16 protein-coding genes are annotated in these 17,774 nt (G+C 49.9%); 12 read left to right on the forward strand and 4 right to left on the reverse strand.

Annotated features, from left to right (window positions below; genetic code table 11):
• Positions 1-293: 293 nt before the first annotated feature.
• From GJQ69_RS07805 to GJQ69_RS07820, 4 genes are read left to right on the forward strand one after another with little or no spacing between them, the layout of a single operon-like run.
• Entirely contained in the window at positions 294-1,247 is a 954-nt protein-coding gene (locus GJQ69_RS07805) for an ABC transporter permease (protein ID WP_236849672.1), read from the forward strand.
• Positions 1,248-1,257: 10 nt separating this feature from the next.
• Complete coding sequence (locus GJQ69_RS07810) at positions 1,258-2,250, forward strand: ABC transporter permease (RefSeq protein ID WP_086035286.1); 993 nt, start codon at positions 1,258-1,260, stop codon at positions 2,248-2,250.
• Positions 2,251-2,254: 4 nt separating this feature from the next.
• Positions 2,255-3,301, forward strand: coding sequence for an ABC transporter ATP-binding protein (locus tag GJQ69_RS07815; RefSeq protein WP_086035285.1), 1,047 nt, complete (start codon positions 2,255-2,257; stop codon positions 3,299-3,301).
• Positions 3,301-4,266 carry an ABC transporter ATP-binding protein gene (locus tag GJQ69_RS07820; RefSeq protein ID WP_086035284.1) on the forward strand — a complete coding sequence of 322 codons (966 nt, stop codon included), beginning with the start codon at positions 3,301-3,303 and terminating at the stop codon, positions 4,264-4,266. Before GJQ69_RS07815 ends, GJQ69_RS07820 begins: the two co-directional genes overlap by 1 nt.
• A gap of 109 nt (positions 4,267-4,375) precedes the next feature.
• Here the strand turns inward: GJQ69_RS07820 and proC are convergent, their stop codons facing one another.
• Entirely contained in the window at positions 4,376-5,170 is a 795-nt protein-coding gene (gene proC, locus GJQ69_RS07825) for a pyrroline-5-carboxylate reductase (protein ID WP_086035283.1), read from the reverse strand.
• A 176-nt stretch (positions 5,171-5,346) separates the two neighbouring features.
• On the opposite strand from proC, the gene GJQ69_RS07830 reads away from it, so the two are divergent.
• The 4 genes from GJQ69_RS07830 to GJQ69_RS07845 all read left to right on the forward strand — a co-directional run bounded on the left by GJQ69_RS07830 (position 5,347) and on the right by GJQ69_RS07845 (position 9,925).
• Entirely contained in the window at positions 5,347-6,021 is a 675-nt protein-coding gene (locus GJQ69_RS07830; RefSeq protein ID WP_086035282.1) for a response regulator transcription factor, read from the forward strand.
• Positions 6,018-7,007, forward strand: coding sequence for a sensor histidine kinase (locus GJQ69_RS07835; protein WP_086035281.1), 990 nt, complete (start codon positions 6,018-6,020; stop codon positions 7,005-7,007). The genes GJQ69_RS07830 and GJQ69_RS07835 overlap by 4 nt, the downstream gene beginning before the upstream one ends.
• A gap of 133 nt (positions 7,008-7,140) precedes the next feature.
• On the forward strand, positions 7,141-7,908 hold the full coding sequence (locus tag GJQ69_RS07840) for an ABC transporter ATP-binding protein (RefSeq protein ID WP_086035280.1): 768 nt from the start codon (positions 7,141-7,143) through the stop codon (positions 7,906-7,908).
• The gene (locus tag GJQ69_RS07845) at positions 7,901-9,925 is read left to right on the forward strand and encodes an FtsX-like permease family protein (RefSeq protein WP_086035279.1); all 2,025 of its coding nucleotides are present in this window, start codon (positions 7,901-7,903) and stop codon (positions 9,923-9,925) included. The genes GJQ69_RS07840 and GJQ69_RS07845 overlap by 8 nt, the downstream gene beginning before the upstream one ends.
• A gap of 71 nt (positions 9,926-9,996) precedes the next feature.
• Here the strand turns inward: GJQ69_RS07845 and GJQ69_RS07850 are convergent, their stop codons facing one another.
• Complete coding sequence (locus GJQ69_RS07850; protein ID WP_086036808.1) at positions 9,997-10,818, reverse strand: type III pantothenate kinase; 822 nt, start codon at positions 10,816-10,818, stop codon at positions 9,997-9,999.
• A gap of 89 nt (positions 10,819-10,907) precedes the next feature.
• Positions 10,908-11,579: an ECF transporter S component gene (locus tag GJQ69_RS07855; RefSeq protein ID WP_086035278.1), complete on the reverse strand. Its 672-nt coding sequence runs from the start codon at positions 11,577-11,579 to the stop codon at positions 10,908-10,910.
• 238 nt (positions 11,580-11,817) lie between these two features.
• Between GJQ69_RS07855 and coaBC the strand changes: the two genes are divergently transcribed.
• Both coaBC and GJQ69_RS07865 read left to right on the forward strand, forming a co-directional pair.
• On the forward strand, positions 11,818-13,017 hold the full coding sequence (coaBC, locus tag GJQ69_RS07860) for a bifunctional phosphopantothenoylcysteine decarboxylase/phosphopantothenate--cysteine ligase CoaBC (protein WP_086036807.1): 1,200 nt from the start codon (positions 11,818-11,820) through the stop codon (positions 13,015-13,017).
• Between the two features lie 56 nt (positions 13,018-13,073).
• A complete protein-coding gene (locus tag GJQ69_RS07865) occupies positions 13,074-13,403 on the forward strand; it encodes a DUF1540 domain-containing protein (protein ID WP_086035277.1) in 330 nt (109 codons plus the stop codon).
• Positions 13,404-13,488: 85 nt separating this feature from the next.
• On the opposite strand, the gene GJQ69_RS07870 is transcribed toward GJQ69_RS07865, so the two are convergent.
• Positions 13,489-14,208 carry an NAD-dependent protein deacylase gene (locus tag GJQ69_RS07870; RefSeq protein WP_086035276.1) on the reverse strand — a complete coding sequence of 240 codons (720 nt, stop codon included), beginning with the start codon at positions 14,206-14,208 and terminating at the stop codon, positions 13,489-13,491.
• Positions 14,209-14,571: 363 nt separating this feature from the next.
• On the opposite strand from GJQ69_RS07870, the gene GJQ69_RS07875 reads away from it, so the two are divergent.
• The gene (locus GJQ69_RS07875; protein ID WP_174193440.1) at positions 14,572-16,518 is read left to right on the forward strand and encodes an acyl-CoA dehydrogenase family protein; all 1,947 of its coding nucleotides are present in this window, start codon (positions 14,572-14,574) and stop codon (positions 16,516-16,518) included.
• 30 nt (positions 16,519-16,548) lie between these two features.
• Positions 16,549-17,754: an FprA family A-type flavoprotein gene (locus tag GJQ69_RS07880; RefSeq protein WP_174193442.1), complete on the forward strand. Its 1,206-nt coding sequence runs from the start codon at positions 16,549-16,551 to the stop codon at positions 17,752-17,754.
• The last annotated feature ends 20 nt before the right edge of the window (positions 17,755-17,774 follow it).

A 17,774-nucleotide genomic window follows, 5' to 3' on the forward strand; every position in this document is an offset into this window, starting at 1 on the left:
TGTCTATCTGCAAATAGAGCCATGGTCACCGTGGCTCTATTTGCTTATGAAAGGTGCAAAAGACAAACCGCCTTTTGCACCTTTCATAAGCAGGGGAAACCTTTTCCCCTGCGGATATTTTCAGGCTGCAGACGCCTCATGACCACTGGGTTCACGAAAATCTGCAAACACTATACTATTGCAGCGCTGTACCGCACGGGCAAATGGCTGCCACGGGAAGCGGGACGCTCTTGGCCCCCCCCTTGTGCCCAGACGGAAAAGGAATGCTGCTAATTCAAAGGAGTTGATTTCGCTTGCCAAAACAGGTTTCGTACATACTGAAACGAGTGGTATACTCCCTGATCACGATTTTCGTGCTCATCGCTGTCACTTTTATTCTGATGCATCTAATCCCCGGCGACCCATTCGTCGGTGCTAAGGCCATCCCCCCCGAAACCAAAGCGGCCATGAACGCAAAATATGGCCTGGACAAGCCGCTATTCACACAGTTCATTTTATACGTTGCCAACATTTTCCACGGTGATTTCGGCATTTCCCTGGCAGACAAACGCCCGGTTGCCGATGTTATTGGGCAGGCGTTCCCTGTTTCACTGGACCTTGGCATTCGTTCCCTGATTTTTGCCTTTGTTATCGGCCTGCTGCTGGGCATTGTCGCGGCAGTTCACCGCGGCAAAGCCGGAGATACCATTGCCATGCTGGTGGCGCTGATTGGTGTTTCGGTCCCGTCCTTTATCATCGGTGCTCTTTTGCAGTATTTCCTCGGCCTTAAGCTCTTTGAGGCAACTGGAATGTGTGTATTCGCCATTATGGGCTGGGACTCCGTCAATGCTAAAATTCTACCCGCTCTTGCCCTTGCGTTTGGCTCTATGGCTACCATCAGCCGATTGATGCGTACCAGTATGCTGGACGTACTTGGGCAGGACTACATTAAGACAGCAAAAGCAAAAGGCCTTTCCCGCAGCCAGATTATTTGGCGGCATTCCGTACGCAACGCGATTATGCCGGTGGTCACCGTTATGGGCCCGCTGGTCGCTGCTGTACTGACCGGTGCCTTCGTGGTGGAAAACATCTTCACCATTCCCGGCCTGGGCAAATATTTTGTTTCCTGCGTACAGACTAACGACTACACCATGATTTCCGGCACAACCATGTTCTACGGTGCATTCCTTGTGTTTGCAAACCTAATTGTTGATATTATTTACTGCCTGATTGACCCACGCGTCAAACTGACTGGCGGAAAGGAGTGAGAAGGACACGATGGCTAAAAAACAAACTGCACCACAGCCTGCGGCCGCTTTAAAGTATGACCTTTCCGGTCATATTGATGAGCAGGCATTTGAACTGGTTGGAACGGATTCCACTAATATGGAAGCAATCGCGCGGCCTTCTATCAGCTTTGGCAAAGATGCTTTTAACCGTCTGCGCCGCAGCCCAACCGCCGTGGTTTGCATGATTATTTTGATATTATTGATTTTGGGTGCTATTTTCCTGCCCGTATTTAGCGCCTTTAGTGTATCTCAGCAGAATGTGGCCTTTGCGAACCAGCATCCCATGTCAATTGATACAGTTACCCATAACCTGCATATCTTCGGCACAGATGCACTGGGCCGTGATATTTGGGTGCGTACCTGGGCTGGTGCCCGTGTTTCGCTGACTGTTGCCTTCGCCGTTGCTTTGATTGATTGTGCGGTAGGTGTCGTATACGGCGGCATTTCCGGATATTTTGGCGGTGCTGTCGACAACGTGATGATGCGTATTGTCGAAATCATCAGCGGCATTCCTTATTTGATTATCGTTATGCTTCTGATGATTGTTATGGACCGTGGCCTTGGCAGCATTATCATTGCCTACTCCATTACCGGGTGGACCGGTATGGCACGTCTGGTACGAGGACAAGTTATCAGCCTGAATGAACAGGAATTTCTAATTGCCGCAAAGGCAATGGGCGCAAAGCCAAACCGCATTATCGGCAAACACCTGGTTCCAAACATTTTAAGCGTGATTATTGTCAACGTTACACTGGATATCCCGAACATCATCTTTACAGAAGCGTTCCTGTCCATGCTGGGTCTGGGCATTGCACCGCCAAACTCTTCCTGGGGCATTTTGGCCAACGACGGCATTGCTGTATTCCAGCAGTATCCGTTTGAGCTGGTCGTTCCCGCCCTCTTCATCTGCGTCACAATGCTTTCGTTCAACCTGCTGGGTGACCAGCTGCGTGACGCCTTCGACCCGAAGCTGAGGAGGTAAGGAAATGGAACAAATACTGGATGTTAAAAATTTACATGTTTCTTTTGATACTTATGCTGGTGAAGTCCATGCCGTGCGCGGTGTTACCCTGCACGTCAACGCCGGTGAAATTCTTGCCATCGTCGGTGAATCCGGCTGCGGCAAAAGTGTAACGGCACAGACCATTATGAAACTGAACCCTATGCCGCCGGCCCGTATTAAGGAAGGCAGCATCAGCCTGTGCGGCAAAGATATTGTCGCAGCAAGCGAAAAGGAAATGCAGAATATCCGCGGCGCACTGGTCAGCATGATTTTCCAGGACCCGATGACCTGCATGAACCCGACCATGCGTGTGGGCAAGCAGCTGACAGAAACACTGCGCAAACACAAGCATCTTTCTAAAGCGGAGTGTAAAGAAGAAGCTATTAAGCTTCTGAAAATGGTGCAGATTCCAAACGCAGAAGAACGCGCTATGCAGTATCCGCATGAATTCTCCGGTGGTATGCGTCAGCGTGCCATGATTGCTATGGCGCTCTCCTGCAATCCAAAACTGCTGATTGCCGACGAACCCACTACGGCTTTGGACGTAACCATTCAGGCACAGATTATGCAGCTGATGGGTAAAATCCGGGAGGAACTCGGAACCGCCATTATTTTGATTACGCATGACCTTGGCGTTGTTGCCAATTTGGCTGACCGCGTTTCCGTTATGTATGCCGGCAAGATTGTAGAAAACGGCTCTTCGAAGGATATCTTTTACAATCATAAGCACCCTTACACTTCTGCCCTGCTGCGCAGTCTGCCAACTGTTGACACCGACCGCAGCAAGGCATTGGTCAGCATTCCCGGCACACCGCCGGACTTGTTTGCACCGCCAAAGGGCTGTGCATTTGCCAGCCGCTGCAAATATTGTATGCACATTTGCCGTGAACAGCAGCCGCCGGAATTTACCGTTGGTGAAAACCATACCGCTTCCTGCTGGCGTCTACACCCAGATTTCCCGGGCGACAAAGCGGAACCGTCTGCTGCTCCGGCAGCGGATACCGCCGCAAAGAAGGGGGCTGACAAGTAATGGCAAAAGAAAAGCTGATTGAGCTTGACCATATCTCCAAACACTTCCAGATAAGCAAAAAAGAAACACTGGTTGCTGTCAACGACATCACCATGGATATCTACAAAGGTGAAACACTGGGTGTCGTCGGTGAATCCGGCTGCGGCAAGTCCACTCTGGGCCGCGTTGTCATGGGCATTTATCACCCAACAAAAGGCACCATCAAATATCGTGGAAAGCCGGTTGACCTAAAGCGTACCAAGGACCGCTTTGCCTACTCGGAAAAAGCGCAGATTATTTTCCAGGACCCGTATGCTTCGCTGGACCCCCGTATGACCGTCGGCACGATTATTTCCGAAGGCATGGAAATTCACAATATGTATGACGCTCAAAAACGCCAGGAGCGTGTCTATGAGCTTCTGGAAACGGTTGGTCTGAACCGTGAACACGCCAACCGTTTTCCGCATGAATTCAGCGGTGGCCAGCGGCAGCGTATTGGCATTGCCCGTGCGCTGGCCATTGAACCGGAGTTCATCGTCTGTGACGAACCGATTTCCGCACTGGATGTTTCTATTCAAAGCCAGATTATTAACCTGCTGAAGGACCTGCAGAAAAAGCTTGGCCTAACTTATATGTTCATCGCCCATGACCTGAACATTGTCAAATACATTTCCGACCGAATCGCCGTTATGTATCTTGGCAATCTGCTGGAACTGGCCGACAGTGATGAAATTTATGCGCATACGCTGCATCCGTACAGCCAGGCTCTGCTGGCAGCTGTTCCAATTCCGGACCCGGACAAGGAAGCGCAGAAAAAGACACAGATTCTGCGCGGTGAAGTCCCAAGCCCCATCAATCCAAAACCGGGCTGCCCGTTTGCAAGCCGCTGTCCTTATGCAGATGATGTCTGCCGCAGCAAATCTCCAAAGCTGCAGGAAATACGCCCGAATCATTTTGTCGCGTGCCATAAGGTACAGCCTGAATAAGTCATTTCTTTTATCTTCTGTTCCAATATTAAAAAGAGCAGCGAAAGCCGTATGAAAATGGTTTTCGCTGCTCTTTTTATATAAATTGGTCGGCTGTCTTGGCCTACTTTTATACGGACTTTGCTTTATCGGAGCAGGCCTTCATGGCGTCCATAACGCAGCCACGCAGGCCTTTTTCCTCCAGTACACGCACGGCCGCTATGGTCGTTCCGGCCGGCGAGCACACCATGTCCTTCAATTCGCCCGGATGCTTGCCGGTTTCCAGCACCATTTTTGCGCTGCCCAAAACGGACTGTGCCGCAAATGTATACGCCTGACTGCGCGGCATTCCGTCCGCCACCGCGGCGTCCGCCATCGCCTCAATAAACAGAAACACATAAGCGGGAGAACTGCCACTGACAGCCACCACAGCATCCATCAGATTTTCCGGAATGACTTCTGCCTTGCCAAAGCTGCGCAAAACCTGCAGTGCAGTATCCAAAAGCTCCGGTGTCACATATTCGTTGGGGCTGGCTGCCGTAATGCCCTCCCCCACCATGGCAGGTGTATTCGGCATAGTCCGGACAATCGGGATTGGGCCGCTGAACTGCTCCGCAAGCCATGAAAGTGTTTTGCCCGGCGCAATGGTGATAATCAGCTTGCTGGAATCGACACAGCCGCGAATCTCCCGGATAATTTTCTCGTAGTACTGCGGCTTAACCGCCAGTACCAAAATGTCCGCCACCTGTGCCACTGCTGCATTTTTCTGCTGTGTGCAAACGCCGTACTGTGCTTTGGCTTTTTCCAGTGTGGCGTCCGTCTTTGCCGAGACAGTAATGTCTGCCGGTGCACATAGGCCGTTTTTCAGAATGCCGGCAATCATTGCCTTTGCCATATTGCCGCAGCCGATAAACCCGATTTTCATATGTCTTGCTCCTTTTCCCGCGCCGCGTAAACGCGTCCGCATTTTCTCAATTCTATTCTGTTTCTATTGTAAACGGATTGCGAAAAAAGAGCAAGTTCCGCCAAAAGTGTCCGGCTGCATTTTTCCCTTCGGTATGCTATAATAAAAATGATTAAACCGCAGGAGGGAAAATTGATTTGTATCGCATTTTCATTGTAGAAGACGACGCAATTATTGCGTCCGCTATTGCAAAGCACCTGGAAACATGGGATCTGCAGTGCGCCACTGTACAAGATTTTCAGCACGTGACTGAGGCATTTGTCAAGACCGCTCCGCAGCTAGTGCTGATGGATATTTCTCTGCCCTTTTACAACGGCTATCACTGGTGCCAGGAAATTCGGCGCATTTCCAAAGTGCCGATTATCTTTCTCTCTTCCGCTTCTGACAATATGAATATTGTCATGGCCATGAATATGGGCGGAGATGATTTTATTGCAAAGCCTTTTGACTTGAATGTGCTGACGGCCAAAATACAGGCTGTACTGCGTCGCACATATGATTTTGGTGCACCGGCAGACCTGATTGAAAACGGTGGCGCTATCCTGAATCTGTCAGACAGCACGCTGTCCTATCAGGACCAAAAACTTTCCCTAACCAAAAATGAGCTGAAAATCCTGCAGGCACTGATGGAAAAGAAAGGCCGTGTCGTCCGCCGTGATGACCTGATGACACGCCTATGGGAAACGGACAGCTATGTAGACGAAAATACGCTGACGGTCAACATCAACCGTCTGCGTAAGCAACTGGAAAAAATAGGCCTTAAAAACTTTATTCTGACGAAGAAAGGCCTTGGGTATATGGTGACCGTATGAAACTGTTTTTTTCGTATCTGCAAATGCACCACAAATCTCTGCTGTTGGTAGAAACCGCGGCACTTATTTTTATCGCTGTGTTCTTTTTGTATAACCTGCCGCTGCAGGCGGTCGGTTATGCTTGTCTGCTGTCCGCTGTGGCTGGTGCGCTGATTGCACTGGTTGATTTTCTGCATTTCCGCCAGAAGCACTTTTGGCTGCAAAAGTTACAGAAACAGGTTATGTTCGGTCTGGACATTCTGCCGGAACCGCGCACTTTGATGGAAAAAGATTATCAAGACCTTCTGAAATCCCTGTTTGCCTATATGTCCATGCAGACAACCACATATGACCAGAAGCACCGGGATATGCTGGACTACTGCACGCTGTGGGCACACCAGATTAAAACACCGATTTCTGCCATGCACATTCTGCTGCAGTCCGACCAAAGTGAAGACCATGACGCCCTGTGTGACAGCCTGTTTCACATGGAAGAATACGTTAATATGATTCTATCCTACATTCGTTTGGGCAGTGACAGTACGGACTTTGTTATCAAATTCTGTTCTTTGGACCGCATTGTCCGCAGTGCTGTGCACAAATACGCCCCGCTGTTTATCCGTCAGAAAATTGCCCTGCATTATCAGCCCATCTCCTGCCAGATACTGACCGATGAAAAATGGCTTTCCTTTGTCATTGAACAGGTCTTGTCCAATTCTCTGAAATACACACACGCAGGCTCGGTCAGCATTTATCTGGAACAGCCCGCTACCCTGGTCATCGCCGACACCGGCATCGGCATTGCACCGGAAGACCTGCCGCGTATCGGGCAGAAAGGCTTTACCGGCTGCAACGGCCGCATGGATAAAAAATCGACCGGCATTGGGCTGTACCTATGCCGCTGTGTCCTAAAAAAGCTCTCTCATACGTTTGCCATTACATCAACCGTTGGGAAAGGCACAACCGTAAAAATCGGCCTTGCAAGCAAAAACCTTCCTATTGAATAAATCTTGCGCTGATATGACAGGCAATCTTACAGGAATGTAAGGTTGCGGCACAAAGTGTAAGCTATTTCTATGGCAGCAGTTCCTCCTGTTCTGTTATACTTGGTATATCAACAGAGCAGGAGGAATTTTGATTATGTCATTCTTAGAAGTCAGCAACCTGAAAAAAATATATACAACCCGCCTGGGTGGCACCCATGTACAGGCACTACGCGACGTCACTTTTTCGGTGGAACGCGGTGAGTATGTTGCAGTAATGGGTGAAAGCGGCAGTGGTAAAACCACGCTGCTGAATATCCTTGCAGCACTGGACACACCCACTTCTGGCAAGGTTGTGCTGGACGGCAAAAACACAGCCGAGCTGCGGGAAAGGGAACTTTCCGCCTATCGCCGTGACAATCTCGGCTTTGTGTTCCAGGACTTTAACCTGCTGGACAACTTCAATCTGCAGGACAATATTTTTCTGCCGCTCGTCCTAGCAGGGAAAAAATATCCGGAAATGAAAAAGCGGCTGGACCCCATTGCAAAGAAACTGGGCATTTCTGACCTGCTGCAGAAGTTCCCCTATGAAGTTTCCGGCGGTCAGAAACAGCGTGCCGCAGTAGCCCGCGCAATCATCACCAACCCAAAACTGCTGCTAGCTGACGAGCCGACCGGTGCACTGGACTCCCGCTCCGCCGATTCACTGATGCAGATTTTTGACCACCTAAACGCCAGTGGCCAGACGATTGTGATGGTAACACACAGCGTGCGTGCCGCAAGCCATGCCCAGCGTGTTCTCTTCATCCGTGACGGCGAAGTGTTCCACCAACTGTACCGTGGTGAACATACCACGGAGGAAATGTTTTCCCTGATCTCCAACACTGCAACGCTGATTGCAACAGGCGGTGAGAAAAATGGGTAAGAATTTCTACATGAAGCTCGGTGCGCAGAATCTGCGTCTAAACAGTAAATTCTACATTCCGTACTTAGTTGCCAGTTCATTTACCGCGGCGATGTTCTACATTATGTCTTTCCTTGCTAACAACCGCGGCGTTGCAACAATTCATAGCACATGTACTATGATGCTGCAGTTTGGCACCGTCATCATCGGCATTTTTTCGGTGATTATCCTATTTTATATCAACAGTTTCCTAATGAAGCGCCGGCAGAAAGAACTGGGCCTTTACAATGTGCTGGGTATGGAAAAGCGCCATATTGGCCGCATCCTTGGCTGGGAAACCATATATGCGTATCTGATCACCATGGGCGGCGGCATCGGCGGCGGCATTCTGTTAAGTAAGTTGTTCCTGCTTATCCTCTGCAAAGTGACCAGCCTAAGCAGTTCCATTGAGTTTTATGTTGACCCAAACAGTATGCTGCTGACTGCCCTGCTTTTCGGTGCTGTTTTCCTTGTGATTTTAATTGTCAATCGTCTGCGTATTCATATTCTGCATCCGGTGGAACTGCTGCGCGGCGGCAATGTCGGCGAAAAAGAGCCAAAGGCAAACTGGGTGCTGGCAATTATCGGTCTCGTCTTAACCGGCATCGGCTATTATATTGCCCTGACAACGGAAAGCCCGATTGCGGCGATTAGCTTGTTCTTCGTTGCGGTCGTTCTTGTCATTATCGGCACCTATTTCCTGTTCACTTCCGGTATTGTTGCCCTGCTGAAGCTGCTGAAGAAAAATAAAAACTTTTACTATAAGCCCAATCATTTTGTTTCCGTTTCTGGACTAATTTACCGGATGAAGCAGAACGCAGCCGGCCTTGCCAGCATCTGTGTATTGGCGACCATGGTCATGGTCATGGTTTCCACAACCATTTCCCTGAATATCGGCGCTGACAACTGCATTGCAACACAGTGCCCGCAGGACTTCTGTCTTTCCATATCAGATGCAAACAACACCGCAGCAGATACTCTGCCGGCCTTTGTAAAAAAGATAGCCACCGAAAAAGGGCTGTCCGTGAAAAACCAAAGCAGCGGCCGCAGTTTGAACGTCATGGCAAAGGGCACCGCAAACGGAATTTTTAGCTTTACCAGAATTAACGATACCAATATATCCTCCAGCACTTTCTTCACTTTCCTAACCGAAACCGATTATGACGCCTCATCCGGCAAAAAGCTGAACCTTGCCGATGATGAAGTGGCTGTGCATACCTTTTACGGCAATCTACCGGACACTTTCCAGCTGAACGGGAAAACGTACCGTGTAAAAACCCGCCTGCAGACCGCTTCCCTCGGCCAAGATATGTCCGCTTTTATAGCGAATTCTCATACTGTCATTGTAAAAGATGAAAAGGTGCTGAACACGATTTATCAGGCGTACAAAGCCTATATACAGAAAAAACCGAGCGGCAGCCCCAATGCCTATGAATATCAGTATCTGCTGAACTTCGACACCGGCGGCACACAGGCGCAACAACTGGCGCTGCTCCATGAGCTGACGGGCAGCATCCCAAGCAATATCCGGACGAGCAGCAACGGCTCCATGCGGATTTCTGTACACAGCCGAGCGGATATGACCATATCCTACCGCGATATGTGCGGTGGACTGCTTTTCCTCGGTATCTTCCTGAGTGTGCTGTTCCTAATGGCCACTGTTCTCATCATTTACTACAAACAGATTTCCGAAGGCTATGACGATGTGGAACGCTTCGGCATCATGCGCAAAGTTGGAATGAGCACCGCAGAAGTAAAGAAAGCCATTCACAGCCAGGTCCTGATTGTTTTCTTCCTGCCGCTTCTCATTGCATGCATTCACATGGCTGCGTCCTTCAAGTACATGACAAAGCTGTTGGCGTGCCTGCAGCTGCAAAACGTGCCGCTGTTTGCCACATGTACGCTGTGCACCATTGCGGTTTTTGCAGCCGTTTATGTTATGGTCTATGCCATTACCACACGTACTTACTATAAAATCGTTTCGCCGCGGCAAAAATAAGATTATAACTTTTTTCTCCTACTGCTCCATATAAAAAAGTCCTCTGTCATTTCTGGCAGGGGACTTTCATTTTATCCTTTTTTTTGCGGCACACGCTTTTCCGCCGCACCACGCCGCGGTTCCGGTTTTCTGCTGTTTTTCTGGTACAGCAGCAATAGTCCCTGCAGCATAAGGGTATCATCCAAAATAATCTTATGCTTACACTCTGCGATAATAATCGGTGCCACACCGCCGGTGGCCACTACGGTTGCCTTCGTGCCGATTTCCTCCTCGGCACGGTCAATCAGACCGTCAACCATGGCTGCATGGCCATACACTGCACCAGAACGCATACAGTCCTTTGTATTATTGCCGATAAGTTTCGACGGTGCCTCCAAGTCCACATGGGAAAGCTGGCTCGCATGGTTTGCCAGCGCATTCATGGAAATGACCGGTCCGGGAATAATCATGCCGCCGATGTAGTTGCCCTTTTTGTCAATGACCGAAAGCGTTGTGGCGGTACCCATATCAAACACAAAAATTGGTTTGGGGTACTTTGCACTTGCGGCCACCGCGTCCACAACCAAGTCAGCACCCAGTGCGGCTGGATTTTCCATCAGGATATTAAGTCCTGTTTTCAGCCCGGAGCTAACAATGAGTGCCGTTTTGCCGGTTACCAGACAAATTGCCTGCTGCAGCGGCAGCGAAAGCGGCGGCACTACTGAGGAGATGATTGCACCTTCAATCGCGTGCCGGTCCACTCCATGCAGAGAAAACAGGCTGCGAATCATCAGTGCATATTCATCGCTGGTCTTTTTTACGTCGGTCGAAAGCCTAGCTGTAAAATAGGTTCTTTTGCTATCCAAACACCCTAATACAATATTGGTGTTTCCTACATCGATTGCAATAATCATGAAAATGCAGCCTTTCTTTTTGCAAAAAGCGCACACGAGAAACCCTGCCCGCCGTGCGCTTCTTTACCTTTATTGGATATTTTTTCTATTCAAGTATTCTTTCCAGCAGCTGGCGTGTTGCCGTGCCTGCCAGAGGACTGGGTAAACCGAAGCAGCACTTTACCCAGTGCCGCTACCAAAATGCCCGCGGCAATCGCTTCAATGACGCCGTTAAAACTGACAACACCCATAATAATGCCCGGAACTGCTTCCGGTGCAATGCCCTTTGCCGCCGCATAAGCGTCACGGAACAGGAAATAAATAAGCCCCATAACAAATACGGTATTGGTCAGTGCACCAACTACGCCGCTGACCGCCAGCGACGCCACATGCTTGTCCCGTCCTTTCAGCATCTTTTCCATGCCGCAGTACACGTAATACGGGAAAATGCCAACCAGAATACGAGGCAAGAAGCAGATGAGCAGTGCCACTGGTGTGCCGTGGGTCGTGCCCGGCAGCGGAATAAACGGTGAAAATGTAAAGGAGGTAATCGCTGGCATAAAGGTATTATTGATTAAACTGGTCATACCAAAAAGGGCACCCAAAAAAGCGCCATACCGCGGCCCTAACAGGATAGAACCCAATATGACTGGGATGTGTATAATGGTCAGTTTAATAAACGGCAGCGGGATAAATCCCAGCGGCGTCAAGCCCATAACCAGCGTAATCGCCGCAAAAAGGGCCGCCAACACAAATTTGTAGTACTTTGCATTTTTCTTCATTCTGAATAAAAACCTCCTGCTACCGCTCTTCTTTCAGATGCAGTGCAATATTTTAAGACAGGTTACATTATACCAGAAAGTCCGCTAAAATCAAGCGTTTTCGGCATATTTGTTACAAAAATCACAATATGCAGTTGCATTTCTGTCTGGTCTTCCTGTATAATAACAGAAGCAGACAAAACAAGATTTTTCGTGCTGCAAACGCATTCTGTGTAAAGAAAGAAGTCATTGAAAAATGCTGTTACAGAATAAAACCATCCTGCTGGGCGTAACCGGCAGCATTGCAGCCTACAAGGCCGCCGCCCTTGCCAGCCGCCTGACACAACAGGGCGCCTGTGTACACACACTGCTGACGAAAAACGGCGCGCAGTTCGTCACGCCGGTCACCTTTGAGGGTGTCACCGGACAAAAATGCGTGGTGGACACCTTCGACCGCACCTTTCAGTATAGTGTAGAGCACGTGGCATTGGCAAAACAGGCAGATTTGGTCCTCATTGCTCCAGCCACCGCAAACAGTATTGCCAAACTGGCAAACGGCCTTGCTGATGATATGCTGACAACAACCGTGCTGGCCTGCCGCTGTCCTAAAATGATTGCACCGGCCATGAATACCGGTATGTATGAAAATCCTGTGACACAGGACAACCTGCAAAATCTGCGCCACTATGGCTGGACTGTCATAGAGCCCGCCTGCGGGCGGCTGGCCTGCGGTGACACTGGCGCCGGGAAATTTCCGGAGCCGGCGGACATTTTGGAGGAAGTTCTGCAGGTGCTAGCCGAAGAAAAGGACATGGCAGGTGTGCGCGTATTGGTGACCGCCGGCCCGACACAGGAGCCGCTGGACCCTGTCCGTTTTCTGACAAATCATTCCACTGGAAAAATGGGATACGAGCTGGCGCGGAATGCCTCCCGCCGCGGCGCCGAAGTAACACTGGTAACGGGTCCCACAAACCTGACACCGCCGCCGTTTGTCAAAACGGTTTCGGTGCGCTCTGCTGCGGAAATGTTTGATGCCGTGACAGCCGCCGCCCCGCGGCAGGATATGCTGGCGTTTGCCGCGGCGGTCGCAGACTATCGGCCCGCAAAAACAGCTGCTGATAAAATTAAAAAAAATGGCAGCGACCTGACTTCTCTGCCGCTGTGCGCCACACAGGATATTCTGCAGTATGTCGGTGTGCATCGTCGGCCCGGTCAGCTTCTGTGCGGGTTTTCCATGGAAACGCGTGATTTGGTGGAAAATTCCCGCAAAAAGCTCGACAAAAAGCATGCGGACTTAATTGCCGCAAATAATTTAAAGGTTTCCGGCGCCGGTTTTGGCACTGACACCAATGTAATGACACTCATTACCCGCGAATTTACAGAAGAGCTGCCGCTTTTGAGCAAATATGAAACGGCCGGCAGAATCTGGTCCACTCTTCTGCAAATGCGCTGCACATAAAAGCAGCTTTCCCGTACAGACTATTGCCATACCCAAAATAAAAGAGGTGTGTGACAATGACAAAACTGCAATGCTCTGTCTGCGACTGCAGCAACAACAGTGATAACTGCTGCTGCCGCCCTGACATCATGGTCAGCGGCAAATGTGCCTGCGGCCACGAACAAACCAGCTGTGCCGATTTTGAAAAGAAGGACAGCTCCGGCAGTGCGCAGAACAGCCGCGGCTGCTCTATCCCCAACCCTCAGATGCACGTTCGCTGTGAAGCTGAAAAGTGCGTTTACAACCAGCACGGTGACTGCTCTGCTGAGAATGTAGATGTCAGCAGCTGCGACAGCCAGACAACCTGCAAATCTGATACAGAGTGCAAAACTTTCAAAATGAAATAAGCCGAACAATCCTTCAAAAAGGCGGTTCTTCCTGTGCTTTCCGTATAGGGCGAACCGTCTTTTTTTATTGCCGTAAAATGATATTTTACGCGTGCAGCTGGGATAGGACCTTTCCCACAGACGCGTGAATGACCAAATTGGCTGCCTTATCCGCATCTGTTTTGGATTTATTGATAAGCACCAGCCGGTCGCCCCTATAATAACGGATAAGTCCCGCCGCTGGATACACAACCAGAGAAGTGCCGGCAATAATCAGCATATCCGCCTGCATAATGGCCTGTACAGCACCCTCAATGACTGCTTCATTTAAAGATTCCTCATACAAAACCACATCCGGTTTAATGACACCGCCGCAGGAGCAGTGTGGTACACCGCTGCTGTGCAGCATCGTTTCAACCGAACAGCCTTTATGGCAGCGCTGACAGTAGTTGCGCAGCACGCTTCCATGCAGTTCAAAAACGTTTTTGCTGCCGGCAGCCTGATGCAGACCATCGATATTTTGTGTAACGACCGCAGAAAGCTTTCCTGCCCTTTCCAGCTCGGCCAGCTTTTTGTGTGCCGCGTTCGGCTGTGCATTCGGGTACAGCATTTTATCGCGATAAAAATCAAAGAATTCTTCCGGATGCCGTTCAAAAAAAGTATGGCTCAGCATGGTTTCCGGCGGATATTTGTATTTCTGCTGGTACAATCCGTCCGTACTGCGAAAGTCCGGAATACCGCTTTCAGTAGAGACACCTGCTCCGCCAAAAAAGACAACCCGGCTGCTTTTGTCCAGCATTTCCTGCAATGCTTTCACTGAATCCATTTTCGGCCCTTCTTTCTGTCATTTCCTTCATTCTACCGCTTTTGGAGACGGCACACAAGGGTTCTTTTCTGCTATAACAGTCCGAATACGGCCAAGAAAAATTTTCATTTTCTCTTGACTCGCATGGTGCACTTGTAGTGTAACGTTTTTAATCAGTTATACTTTTCATACTTTTATGATTTAGATGTTTACTTTACACGAAAACATATAACATTATATAAAGCAATTGACAATGTTGCCCATACTTATTATACTGAACATAAACGGTATAGGTTGCGCGTGCCGCATGAAAACAGGCGGATGCAAAAAACTATACAGTATGAAATCATCCGAAATTTCATTTGCAAAAAGGAGGTTTCCTATATGTTCTATCAGACAACAAACGAGCAGGAAGCACTGCGCACAAAGGTACGGTCTTTTGCCGAAAGTGACATCAAGCCGCAGGCTTTTCTGCTAGACAAAGGGAATACTTTTCCAAAAGAAACAGTTAAAAAAATGGCCGAGCTTGGCTTGATGGGACTGCCCTATGACACCCGCTTCGGTGGCGCTGGACTGGACATGGTCTGCTATGCCATTGCTGTGGAAGAACTTTCCCGCGTGGATGGCGGTGTCGGTATTATTCTTTCTGCGCACACCTCCCTGGGAACCTGGCCCATTGACGCCTTTGGCACAGAATCACAGAAACAAAAGTATTTGGTTCCGCTGTGCCGCGGTGACAAATTGGGCGCTTTTGGGCTGACAGAACAAAACGCCGGCAGCGATGCGGCTGGAATGGAAATGACCGCTGTACGGCACGGCGACTATTATATCCTAAATGGCAGTAAAATTTTTATTACCAACGGCGGTGAAGCCGATACTTACGTTGTCTTTGCCGTCACACAGCCCGGAAACGGTGTGCACGGCATTTCCGCTTTTATTGTAGAAAAAGGCTGGGAAGGCCTTACATTCGGAGAGCATTATGACAAAATGGGCATTCGCTCCTCCGCTACCTGTGAACTGCACTTTCAAAATGTAAAAGTGCCGAAGGAAAATCTGCTGGGCAAGGAAGGCGAAGGCTTTTCCATTGCCATGAAGACACTGGACGGCGGTCGCATCGGCATTGCCGCACAGGCATTGGGCATTGCTCAAGGTGCATACGAAGCGGCACTGGACTACGCAAAAGAGCGGGTACAGTTCGGCAAACCAATTTGTCAGCAGCAGTCCATTGCATTTAAGCTGGCGGATATGGCCACCAAGCTCCGTGCGTCCCGTCTGCTTGTCTACAGTGCTGCTGAGCTGAAACAAAGCCACGCTGACTACAGTAAAGAGGCAGCCATGGCAAAGCAGTTTGCCTCTGACGCGGCACTGGAAATCACCAATGACGCACTGCAAATTTTCGGCGGCAGCGGTTACTTAAAAGGTATGGACGTCGAGCGGTTCTACCGTGACGCGAAAATCACCTCCATATATGAAGGCACCAATGAAATTCAGCGTATGGTCATTGCTTCCCATATTCTTAGTACGGCAAAGAAAGAACCTCCGGCGGAAAAGAAGCTGACTGCTGCCCAGCGGCTGCTTGCCCGCGCCGCGAAATATGCACAGCCTGTGCAGACAGCTGGCACCCGCAAGTGCATTCTCCTGAAAAAAGGCACCGCAGAAGAACGTGTGGATTCGCTGGTAAAAAATCTGCAGCAGGAAGGCATTGACTTCACCGTTGGAATGCCAATAGATACACCGATAGCAAAAGCCGACCGTGTGGTCAGTGCCGGTTTGGGCATTGGTGCTCGGGAAAATATGAAGCTAATCGAAGATTTGGCCAAAGCAGCTGGTGCCGCCGTTGGTTCTTCTCGCCCTGTTGCCGAGTCGCTGAAATATGTACCGATTGACCGTTTTATCGGCATTTCCGGTCAAAAATTCCACGGCAGTTTGTATATTGCCTGCGGTATTTCCGGTGCCGGTCAACATTTAAAGGGCATTCAGGACGCCACTCTTGTAGTTGCCATCAATACAGATGAAGACGCCAATATCTTTAAAAACTGTGACTATGGTATTGTAGGCGACATAAAAGAAATCCTGCCTCTGCTGACCAAAGCACTGGATACCGGCGCACCCAAAAAGCCAGAAGCTCCTTTGCCGAAGGCGGCGCCCGCACCGGCACCCGCTCCCCGCAAGATTTACGTCTGCAGCGGCTGCGGTTACGAATACGACCCCGCCAAGGGGGACCCGGAGAGCGGTATCCTGCCCGGCACGCCGTTTGAGGACCTGCCCGCCGGCTGGACCTGCCCCTACTGCGGAGCCACAAAAGAAGAATTCATTGAAACAGTCGTTTAATTGGATACGATATAAGGAGGTCTTTCCACGATGTATTGCTTTCGAAAAGTGACAGACGACCTGTATTGGGTCGGTGCAGATGACCATCGTCTTGCCCTGTTTGAAAATATCCACCCACTGTACCACGGCATTTCCTATAACTCCTACCTGCTGCTGGACGAAAAAACGGTCCTGTTTGATACCGTGGACTGGGCCGTTGGCCGTCAGTTTATGGAAAATGTCCGTGCTGTCCTGCGCAACAGGCCACTGGACTATCTGGTTATCAATCATGTGGAACCGGACCATGCTGCGTCGATTGAGGAAGTTCTGCTTCGCTGGCCAAACGTAAAGATTATTACATCCCCCAAGGCTGTGCTGCTTCTGCATCAGTTTGGCTGCCCGATTGACGGCTGTTCTGTGGAGCAGGTAAAGGAAGGCGACACCCGCTGTTTCGGAAAGCACACCGTCACGTTTGTCAACGCACCCATGGTGCACTGGCCGGAAGTGATGGTGACCTATGACCAAACCAACGGTGTTCTGTTCTCTGCCGATGCCTTTGGTTCCTTCCATGCATTGGACGGCAAGCTGTTTGCCGATGAGGTGGATTTTGACCATGAATGGCTGGATGAAGCACGCCGCTATTACACAAATATTGTCGGAAAATACGGTCCACAGGTACAGTCACTGCTGAAAAAAGCCGACACACTAGACATTAAGATGATTTGCCCGCTGCACGGTCTGGTCTGGCGCAAAGACATTGGATATTTTCTGGATAAATATATGCACTGGAGCACCTATGAGCCGGAAGAAAAAGGCGTGATGATTGTTTATGCCTCTATGTATGGCAATACAGGAACCGCTGCGGAGATTTTGGCCGCCAAGCTTGCCGAGCGCGGTGTGACGAACACGCGCCTATACGACGTTTCCAGCACACACGTTTCCTATCTTATCTCTGACCTATTTAAATACAGTCATTTGGTACTGGCAAGCGTTACCTACAATCTGGGGATCTTTCCACCCATGCACAACTTTCTAATGGACATGAAGGCCCTGAACCTGCAGAACCGCACCTGTGCTATCATAGAAAACGGCTCCTGGGCCTGCCGCTGCGGCAGCCTGATGCGCACCTGCCTGTCCGAAATGAAGCATATGCGAGTACTGGAAGACGGCGTCGTAATGGCTTCGTCTCTGCATGAGCAGGACCTGCCGGAACTGGATACACTGGCTGACAGCCTTACTGCCTCTCTCAAAGAATAATCGCTAACGCATACAAAAAG

This window comes from Caproicibacterium lactatifermentans (genome assembly GCF_013315815.1).
Taxonomy (GTDB): Bacteria; Bacillota; Clostridia; order Oscillospirales; family Acutalibacteraceae; genus Caproicibacterium; species Caproicibacterium lactatifermentans.

What these genes read in the sequence shown, in the direction of transcription:
- GJQ69_RS07865 (WP_086035277.1), top strand. Translation starts at nt 13,074, where the DNA reads ATGACAAAACTGCAATGCTCTGTCTGCGACTGCAGCAACAACAGTGAT.
- GJQ69_RS07880 (WP_174193442.1), top strand. Translation starts at nt 16,549, where the DNA reads ATGTATTGCTTTCGAAAAGTGACAGACGACCTGTATTGGGTCGGTGCA.
- GJQ69_RS07855 (WP_086035278.1), bottom strand. Translation starts at nt 11,579, where the DNA reads ATGAAGAAAAATGCAAAGTACTACAAATTTGTGTTGGCGGCCCTTTTT.
- GJQ69_RS07840 (WP_086035280.1), top strand. Translation starts at nt 7,141, where the DNA reads ATGTCATTCTTAGAAGTCAGCAACCTGAAAAAAATATATACAACCCGC.
- GJQ69_RS07875 (WP_174193440.1), top strand. Translation starts at nt 14,572, where the DNA reads ATGTTCTATCAGACAACAAACGAGCAGGAAGCACTGCGCACAAAGGTA.
- GJQ69_RS07810 (WP_086035286.1), top strand. Translation starts at nt 1,258, where the DNA reads ATGGCTAAAAAACAAACTGCACCACAGCCTGCGGCCGCTTTAAAGTAT.
- proC (WP_086035283.1), bottom strand. Translation starts at nt 5,170, where the DNA reads ATGAAAATCGGGTTTATCGGCTGCGGCAATATGGCAAAGGCAATGATT.
- GJQ69_RS07815 (WP_086035285.1), top strand. Translation starts at nt 2,255, where the DNA reads ATGGAACAAATACTGGATGTTAAAAATTTACATGTTTCTTTTGATACT.
- GJQ69_RS07820 (WP_086035284.1), top strand. Translation starts at nt 3,301, where the DNA reads ATGGCAAAAGAAAAGCTGATTGAGCTTGACCATATCTCCAAACACTTC.
- GJQ69_RS07850 (WP_086036808.1), bottom strand. Translation starts at nt 10,818, where the DNA reads ATGATTATTGCAATCGATGTAGGAAACACCAATATTGTATTAGGGTGT.
- GJQ69_RS07835 (WP_086035281.1), top strand. Translation starts at nt 6,018, where the DNA reads ATGAAACTGTTTTTTTCGTATCTGCAAATGCACCACAAATCTCTGCTG.
- GJQ69_RS07845 (WP_086035279.1), top strand. Translation starts at nt 7,901, where the DNA reads ATGGGTAAGAATTTCTACATGAAGCTCGGTGCGCAGAATCTGCGTCTA.
- GJQ69_RS07870 (WP_086035276.1), bottom strand. Translation starts at nt 14,208, where the DNA reads ATGGATTCAGTGAAAGCATTGCAGGAAATGCTGGACAAAAGCAGCCGG.